Below are 7,704 nucleotides of genomic sequence, written 5' to 3' on the forward strand. Positions count from 1 at the left end.
GGTCCGATGGCCACGGGCCGATGCCGCGGTCGAACTAGACTGTCGTGGTGTCTGAAATCACCCCCGATCTCGTGCGCCATCTTGGTGTGCTCGCCCGGATCCAGCTGTCCGATCAGGAGGTCGAGCGCCTGACCGGGCAGCTCGACGTGATCGTCGACAACATCGCGAAGGTCTCGGAGGTCGCCACCCCCGAGGTGACCGCGACAAGCCACCCCATACCGCTGGAGAACATCTTCCGCCCCGACGTCGTGGGCGATCAGCTCACGCCGGCGCAGGTTCTCCAGAATGCTCCGGATGCCGCAGACGGCCGTTTCCGCGTGACCGCGATCCTCGGCGAAGAGCAGTAAGGACCCTCGTGACCGATCTGACGAAGCTGAGCGCCGCCGCGCTCGCAGACAAGCTCACCGCCCGCGAGGTCTCCAGCGTCGAGGCGACGCAGGCGCATCTCGACAGGATCGCCGCCGTCGACGGCGACGTCCACGCCTTCCTCCATGTCAGCGACCATGCGCTCGAGGTGGCCGCCGACATCGATCGCCGCCGCGCGGCAGGCGAGGCGCTCGGGCCGGTCGCCGGTGTCCCGCTCGCGATCAAGGACGTGCTCGTGACAACCGACATGCCGTCCACGAGCGGATCGAAGATCCTCGAGGGCTACATGTCGCCGTACGACGCCACGGTCGTCGCGCGCTCTCGCGCCGCCGGTCTGGTACCGCTCGGCAAGACGAACATGGACGAGTTCGCCATGGGCTCGTCCACCGAGCACTCGGCGTACGGTCCGACACGCAACCCGTGGGATCTCGACCGCATTCCGGGCGGTTCGGGCGGCGGGTCGGCCGCTGCCGTCGCCGCGTTCGAGGCGCCGCTCGCCCTCGGCTCCGACACCGGCGGCTCGATCCGCCAGCCCGCGCACGTCACCGGCACCGTCGGACTCAAGCCGACGTACGGCGGCGTCAGCCGCTACGGGGCGATCGCCCTGGCGTCGAGCCTCGACCAGGTCGGTCCCGTCACCCGCACGGTCCTCGACGCAGGGCTGCTGCACGATGTGATCGGCGGCCACGACCCCCACGACTCGACGTCGCTGTCCGACGCCTGGCCCTCGTTCGCCGAGGCCGCCCGTGAGGGCGCGCGCGGCGATGTGCTCAAGGGACTCAAGGTCGGTGTGATCACGGAGCTGCCCGACGCCGGCTTCCAGCCGGGCGTCTCGGCGTCCTTCCGCAGCGCCCTCGCCGCAATGGAGGCGCAGGGCGCCGAGATCGTGGAGATCAGCGCGCCCCACTTCGAGTACGGGGTCGCGGCGTACTACCTGATCCTGCCGGCCGAGGCATCCAGCAACCTGGCCAAGTTCGACTCGGTGCGCTTCGGCCTGCGGGTCGACGTCCCCGGCGGCACGGTCGAGGACGTCATGGCGCGCACGCGCGACGTGGGCTTCGGCGATGAGGTCAAGCGCCGCATCATCCTCGGCACCTACGCCCTCTCGGCGGGCTACTACGACGCCTACTACGGCTCGGCGCAGAAGGTGCGCACGCTCATCCAGCAGGACTTCGACGCCGCGTTCGCTTCGGTCGACGTCATCGCCACGCCGTCCGCGCCCACCACGGCGTTCCGCCTGGGCGAGAAGATCGACGACCCGATGCAGATGTACCTCAACGATGTCACGACGATCCCCGCGAACCTCGCGGGCGTTCCCGGCATCTCGATCCCCTCGGGTCTCGCCGACGAGGACGGCCTGCCCGTCGGCATCCAGTTCCTCGCTCCGGCTCGTGAGGACGCGCGTCTCTATCGCGTCGGCGCGGCACTCGAAGCGCTGCTGGTGGATTCGTGGGGCGCGCCGCTGCTCGAGCGGGCACCGCACCTCGGCGGCTCGACTCAGGGAGGGGCACTCTGATGGCCAAGGACAAGCTGATGGACTTCGACAAGGCCCTCGAGCTGTACGAGCCGGTGCTCGGCTTCGAGGTGCACGTCGAGCTCAACACGCAGACGAAGATGTTCTCGGGCGCCGCCAACCCGGCCCACGCCGACAATCACGGCGCCGAGCCGAACACGCTCGTCGCACCGGTCGACATGGGCCTGCCCGGCTCGCTGCCGACGGTGAACGCCGAGGCCGTGAAGTACTCGATCAGCCTCGGCCTCGCCCTCGGCTGCTCGATCGCGCCGTCGAGCCGGTTCGCGCGGAAGAACTACTTCTACCCCGACCTCGGCAAGAACTACCAGATCTCGCAGTACGACGAGCCCATCGCGTTCGAGGGGCAGGTCGACGTCGAGCTCTCCGACGGGTCGATCGTCACCGTGCCGATCGAGCGCGCGCACATGGAGGAGGATGCCGGCAAGCTCACGCACGTCGGCGGCTCGACCGGTCGCATCCAGGGCGCGGAGTATTCGCTCGTCGACTACAACCGTGCGGGCGTGCCGCTTGTCGAGATCGTCACGAAGCCGATCTTCGGCGCCGAGCACCGCGCCCCTGAGATCGCGAAGGCGTACGTCCAGACGATCCGCGACATCGTGATCTCGCTGGGCATCTCCGAGGCGCGGATGGAGCGCGGAAACCTCCGCTGCGATGCCAACGTCTCGCTGCGCCCGCGCGGTCAGGAGAAGCTCGGCACCCGCACCGAGACGAAGAACGTGAACTCGATGCGGTCGGTCGAGCGCGCCGTCCGCTACGAGATCCAGCGTCAGGCGGCCATCCTCGCCGCCGGCGGCTCGATCGTCCAGGAGACGCGCCACTGGCACGAGGACACCGGAACCACCTCGCCGGGACGGCCGAAGTCGGACGCTGACGACTACCGCTACTTCCCCGAGCCCGATCTGCTCCCCGTCGCACCTGCGCCGGCTCTGATCGAGGAGCTCCGGGCCGCGCTGCCCGAGCCGCCGGCTGCGCGCCGGCGCCGTCTGAAGGCGGACTGGGGCTTCACCGACCTCGAGTTCCAGGACGTCGTCAACGGCGGCCTCCTCGCCGAGGTCGAGGCCACCGTCGCCGCCGGCGCGGTGCCGGCCGCCGCACGCAAGTGGTGGACGGGTGAGATCACCCGCGTCGCGAACGCTCAGGGGCGCGAGGCCTCCGACCTCGTCACGCCGGCCGACGTCGCAGCCCTGCAGTCGCTCGTGAACGCAGGGTCTCTCAACGACAAGCTCGCGCGTCAGGTGCTCGAGGGCGTCATCGCCGGCGAAGGCACGCCGCAGGAGGTCGTCGACGCGCGCGGACTCGCCGTCGTCTCGGACGACGGCGCGCTGATCGCCGCCATCGACGAGGCACTTGCGTCGCAGCCCGATGTGCTCGCCAAGATCCGTGACGGCAAGGTGCAGGCCGCCGGCGCGGTCATCGGCGCCGTGATGAAGGCGATGAAGGGGCAGGCCGACGCCGCCCGCGTGCGTGAGCTCGTGCTGGAGCGCGCCTCCGCAGACTGAGACCCGCACCCTCCGGCGTCGCCTGGCGCGACGTCGGAGGGAAGGGGGAGGATCGGACCATGGGACGTGGCGACGGCACCGGGCGGCTCGTGTCGCCCGACGGCGCCGACGACACCGGCACCGGCATCCTCCACGTCGACATGGATGCGTTCTACGCGTCGGTGGAGCAGCTCGACGACCCGTCGCTGGTGGGCAAGCCGATCATCATCGGCGCTCCTGACAGCCGCTCGGTGGTCTCGAGCGCCTCGTACGAGGCGCGCCGCTTCGGCGTGCGGTCGGCCATGCCGGTCGGGCAGGCGCTGCGGCTGTGCCCCACGGCGATCGTCGTGCCGCCCCACTTCGACCGCTATCTCGAGCTGTCGGGCCAGGTCATGCGGATCTTCCGCGACGTCACCCCGCTGGTCGAGCCGCTGTCGATCGACGAGGCGTTCCTCGACGTGCGCGGCGTGCGCCGGTTGTGGGGGAATCCGGCGGTGATCGCGCGCGACCTGCGCGCGCGCGTCCACGCCGACACCGGTCTGACGTGCAGCATCGGGGTCGCCGCGACCAAGCACGTCGCGAAGATGGCCTCGACGATCAGCAAGCCCGACGGCCTTCTCGTCATCGCCGAGGCCGACACGGCGGTCTTCCTCGCGCCGAGGTCGGTGCGGGCACTGTGGGGAGTCGGCCCGAAGGCCGCCGAGGCGCTCGAGGGCCGGGGCATCCGGACGATCGGCGACATCATCGACACCCCGCGCGACGTGCTCGACCGGGCTCTCGGTCCCGCCATGGGCGAGCGGATCTGGCACCTGGCACGGGGCATCGATGCGCGGTCGGTCGACACCGAGCGCGTCGAGAAGAGCGTCGGCCACGAAGAGACCTTCCACGAGGACATCGCCGACCCGCGCATCCTGCGCACCGAGCTGCGACGGCTCGCCGACCGAGTGGGTGCGCGCCTGCGCAGCGGCGGGTGGGAGGCGTCCACGATCGCGATCAAGGTGCGATTCGCCGACTTCACCACGATCTCCCGCTCGCAGACCCTCCCCGAGCCGACAGCGGTCGGCCAGCGGATCGGCGACGCGGCGCACGAGCTGTTCGACACCGTCGAGCGGCATCTGCCCGTGCGCCTGATCGGCGTGCGCGCCGAGAAGCTGCGCGCAGCCGGCTCGGCGCCGCTCGCGCTGTGGGACGACGACGCCGAGTGGCGCCGCATCGAAGACGCCCTCGACGGAGCCGCGGCGAAGTTCGGTCGCGGCGCAGTCACGCGTGGCACGCTGCTCGGAAAAGCACGCGGCGGCGGCACGCTTCCCACGAGCCCGCCGCCGAAGCCGGATCAGGGCTGACACCGGCGCCGCGAGGCCGGTAGCGTGGGGACATGCCCAACATCGCACTCGAGCTCGGCAAGCAATCCGCGAACTTCGGCGTCAAGAGCGCTTACGGCGAGCAGCAGGATGTCGACGGCATCCGCGTCATCCCGGTCGCGCTGACGTGGTCCGGTTTCGGCGGCGGATCGGACGAGTCCGGCAACGGCGGTGGAGGCGGCGGGGGCTGGGCGGTCCCGGTGGGCGCGTACATCCGCCGGGGCGACGACCTGCGGTTCGAGCCGAACATCGTCTCGCTCCTCGCTGTCGCCATCCCGTTCGTGTTCTTCGCCGGGCGTGCCCTCAGCCGTGTCATCCGCGCCCTCAAGAAGTAGCTCAGACCCGGTCTCCCGCGCCCTCGACGCCGCGACGACGGCGATCGTCGAGGCGATCACGGCACTGTCGGCGACGAACCCGGTCGTCCTCATCGACGGACGCAGTGGAGCCGGCAAGACGTCGCTCGCGAGGGCCCTGGTCGCGCGCTGGCCGCTTGCCGGCCGGGTGCAGCTGGTCGCGCTCGATTCGCTCTACCCGGGCTGGGACGGGCTCGCCGACGGCGTCGATCTGGCGCGCGATCAGATCCTGGTACCGCACGCGCGGGGCCTCGTCGGTGTCTGGCAGAGATGGGATTGGGATGCCGCGGCCCCGGCAGAGGCGCACGCCGTCGACCCCTCCCTGCCGCTCGTCGTCGAGGGGGCGGGCATCCTCACACCCGTGACGGCGCGGTTGAGCGACGTGCGAGTCTGGGTGGACTCGCCGGCGCCGTCGCGCAAGGCGCGCGCGCTCCGCCGCGACGGCGACGCCTATCGTCCGTATTGGGAGCGCTGGGCGCGTCAGGAGGACGCCCACATCACGCGCGACCAGCCGAGCCGGCTGGCGACGCATGTGTTCGCTGTGCCCTGATCAGTCGCCCTCGACCGCCGACACGAGGCCGTCGAGCCGGTAGCCCAGCCAGTCGTATATGCCGAACCGCGGATCCTCGGGGGAGTGTCGATCCTCCTCCGTGATGCCGAGCCGGGTCGCCAGCACCAGTCGGATTGCGGCGAGCGTGCGCAGCCACGCACCGATCGCGTCGGGCGCGAGCTCGACCGGAACCGCCTCGAGCAGCACTGGGTCGTCGGGGTCGTCGGGGATGCGCGCCGCGTCGGCCAGGGAGCCGAGGACGATGCGAGCGTCGTCACGGCGCCGGTCGAGGAGATCGGCCTCGGTCAGCCTTCGGAACTCGTCGGCTGCGCCCGGCTCGTCGTAGGCGTCGGGCGCGAGCCGTGCGATGGCGGGATCGCCGTCGTCCGTCACAGCGCCGTCGACGAGCTCGACGAATTGGGTGACGAGGCCGGCGAGGTGCGCCGCCTCGAGTCGGGTGAGCTCGAGGATCACCAGGCGAGGGGTCATTCCGGGGCCTTTCGAACGGTGGCCCACAGGCCGTAGTCGTGCATCGCGCGAGTGTGGAGCTCCATCTGCTCGCGCGCACCCTCCGCTACGACGGCGTGGCCGTCGTTGTGAACCGCCAGCATGAGCGCGTGCGCCTGCGGCTTGGGGTAGCCGAAGTACTCGCGGAATACGTGGGTGACGTAGCTCATGAGGTTGACCGGGTCGTCCCAGACGACGGTCTGCCACGGCCGGTCGGCGGCGAGCTGTTCGCCGACGTCGATCCGCTCGTCGAGGTCGGGTGTCGGAAGCGGTGTCATCACGCCCACCCCAGTTCATGCAGGCGATCGTCGTCGATCCCGTAGAAGTGCGCGATCTCGTGCACGAGGGTCGTGTGCAGCTCGTCGCGCAGACTGTCGAGGTCGTCGCAGACGGCCAGATGCGCCTCGCGGTACACGATGATCCGATCGGGGAGCTCGCCGACGCCGTAGCGATCCCGCTCCGTCAGCGCCCAGCCGTCGTAGAGTCCGAGCAGGTCGAGAGTGCCGTCCTCGGCGCGGTCTTCGACGACGAACACGACGTTGTCGAGCCCTTCGACCATGTCGTCGGGGAGCAGATCGAGCTCATCGATGACGAGCTGCTCGAAGGTCGCGGCATCCATCTCCATCATGATGCCTCGATGTACGTGGGGTGAGTAACGGGACTCGAACCCGCGACATCCGGCACCACAAGCCAGCGCTCTACCAACTGAGCTATACCCACCATGTCTCCCGCCTGCGCGGGCAACCAGACGATTCTCTCACACCTCTGGGGCGAACAGCGACACGGCGGCGGCAGCCGCGGCGCGCGCCCCGTCGCTGGTCGGCCCGGGCTCGGGCACGAACACCGCCTGGCGGTAGTACGCGAGCTCGCGGATGGACTCGAGGATGTCGGCGAGGGCGCGGTGACCGCCGTCTTTCGCGGGTGCGTGGATGTAGGCGCGCGGGTACCAGCGTCGCGCGAGCTCTTTGATGCTGGACACATCCACGTTGCGGTAGTGCAGCCAGTGGTCGATGCGCGGCATGTACTTCGCGAGGAACATCCGGTCGGTGCCGATGGTGTTGCCGGCGAGCGGCGCCTTGCCCTCGAGCGGCACGAACCGCTGGATGTACTCGAGCGCCTGGAACTCGGCGTCCGCGACGCTCAGCCCGTTCGGGATCTCGTCGAGCAGCCCGGACTTCTCGTGCATCTTGGTGACGAATTCGCTCATGTTGTCGAGCGCTGAAGCGTCGGGCCTGATCACCACCTGGAAGCCGGCGTCGAGCGGTCGCAGCTCGAAGTCGGTCACGACGACAGCGATCTCGACGAGCTCATCGACCGCGAGGTCGAGTCCCGTCATCTCGCAGTCGATCCAGACAAGTCGATCGTTCTCGGATGCCCCCACCATGCGCTCCATCCTATTGACGGCCCCAGACGCCGATGGACGGGCCTGGGCGCCGACGCGCGTGCTCGCCCCTCCGGGAGTGTACAAGTTCACGACATATGTCGCAGGTGATACGCCGCTGGTGAGTCGGGACATAGGTCACAGTCCGTTGCATGTCAAAGCATCGGGTGATCG

Annotated in this window: 10 protein-coding genes and 1 tRNA gene; 6 read left to right on the plus strand and 5 right to left on the minus strand. The window is 69.8% G+C overall.

Annotated elements, in window-relative coordinates; translation table 11 throughout:
- The first annotated feature begins 47 nt into the window (after nt 1–47).
- The 6 genes from gatC to ACFC1W_RS15915 are packed head-to-tail and all read left to right on the plus strand — an operon-like array spanning nt 48 to nt 5,642.
- Nucleotides 48–347, plus strand: a complete 300-nt coding sequence (gatC, locus tag ACFC1W_RS15890) for an Asp-tRNA(Asn)/Glu-tRNA(Gln) amidotransferase subunit GatC (RefSeq protein WP_375994544.1) — start codon at nt 48–50, stop codon at nt 345–347.
- An 8-nt stretch (nt 348–355) separates the two neighbouring features.
- Nucleotides 356–1,882, plus strand: a complete 1,527-nt coding sequence (gene gatA / locus ACFC1W_RS15895; protein WP_375994547.1) for an Asp-tRNA(Asn)/Glu-tRNA(Gln) amidotransferase subunit GatA — start codon at nt 356–358, stop codon at nt 1,880–1,882.
- Nucleotides 1,882–3,399, plus strand: a complete 1,518-nt coding sequence (gene gatB / locus ACFC1W_RS15900) for an Asp-tRNA(Asn)/Glu-tRNA(Gln) amidotransferase subunit GatB (RefSeq protein WP_375994550.1) — start codon at nt 1,882–1,884, stop codon at nt 3,397–3,399. Before gatA ends, gatB begins: the two co-directional genes overlap by 1 nt.
- A gap of 59 nt (nt 3,400–3,458) precedes the next feature.
- The gene (locus ACFC1W_RS15905; RefSeq protein ID WP_375994553.1) at nt 3,459–4,721 is read left to right on the plus strand and encodes a DNA polymerase IV; all 1,263 of its coding nucleotides are present in this window, start codon (nt 3,459–3,461) and stop codon (nt 4,719–4,721) included.
- Between the two features lie 32 nt (nt 4,722–4,753).
- Complete coding sequence (locus ACFC1W_RS15910) at nt 4,754–5,074, plus strand: hypothetical protein (protein WP_191766842.1); 321 nt, start codon at nt 4,754–4,756, stop codon at nt 5,072–5,074.
- Nucleotides 5,049–5,642, plus strand: coding sequence for a hypothetical protein (locus ACFC1W_RS15915; RefSeq protein WP_375994557.1), 594 nt, complete (start codon nt 5,049–5,051; stop codon nt 5,640–5,642). The genes ACFC1W_RS15910 and ACFC1W_RS15915 overlap by 26 nt, the downstream gene beginning before the upstream one ends.
- Here the strand turns inward: ACFC1W_RS15915 and ACFC1W_RS15920 are convergent, their stop codons facing one another.
- The 5 genes from ACFC1W_RS15920 to orn form a co-directional block, all read right to left on the minus strand.
- Nucleotides 5,643–6,131, minus strand: a complete 489-nt coding sequence (locus tag ACFC1W_RS15920) for a DUF2017 family protein (RefSeq protein WP_375994560.1) — start codon at nt 6,129–6,131, stop codon at nt 5,643–5,645.
- Entirely contained in the window at nt 6,128–6,427 is a 300-nt protein-coding gene (gene clpS, locus ACFC1W_RS15925; RefSeq protein ID WP_375994563.1) for an ATP-dependent Clp protease adapter ClpS, read from the minus strand. The genes ACFC1W_RS15920 and clpS overlap by 4 nt, the downstream gene beginning before the upstream one ends.
- Nucleotides 6,427–6,768 (minus strand): metallopeptidase family protein, encoded by a 342-nt coding sequence (locus ACFC1W_RS15930; RefSeq protein WP_241110463.1) that lies wholly within the window; start codon nt 6,766–6,768, stop codon nt 6,427–6,429. Before ACFC1W_RS15930 ends, clpS begins: the two co-directional genes overlap by 1 nt.
- 25 nt (nt 6,769–6,793) lie before the next feature.
- A tRNA-His gene (locus ACFC1W_RS15935) sits at nt 6,794–6,869 on the minus strand.
- Nucleotides 6,870–6,906: 37 nt separating this feature from the next.
- The gene (orn, locus tag ACFC1W_RS15940; protein WP_375994566.1) at nt 6,907–7,533 is read right to left on the minus strand and encodes an oligoribonuclease; all 627 of its coding nucleotides are present in this window, start codon (nt 7,531–7,533) and stop codon (nt 6,907–6,909) included.
- Between the last annotated feature and the right edge of the window lie 171 nt (nt 7,534–7,704).

Origin of the sequence: Microbacterium sp. NPDC056003 (assembly GCF_042274785.1) — a bacterium.
In the GTDB taxonomy this organism is placed as follows: Bacteria; Actinomycetota; Actinomycetes; order Actinomycetales; family Microbacteriaceae; genus Microbacterium.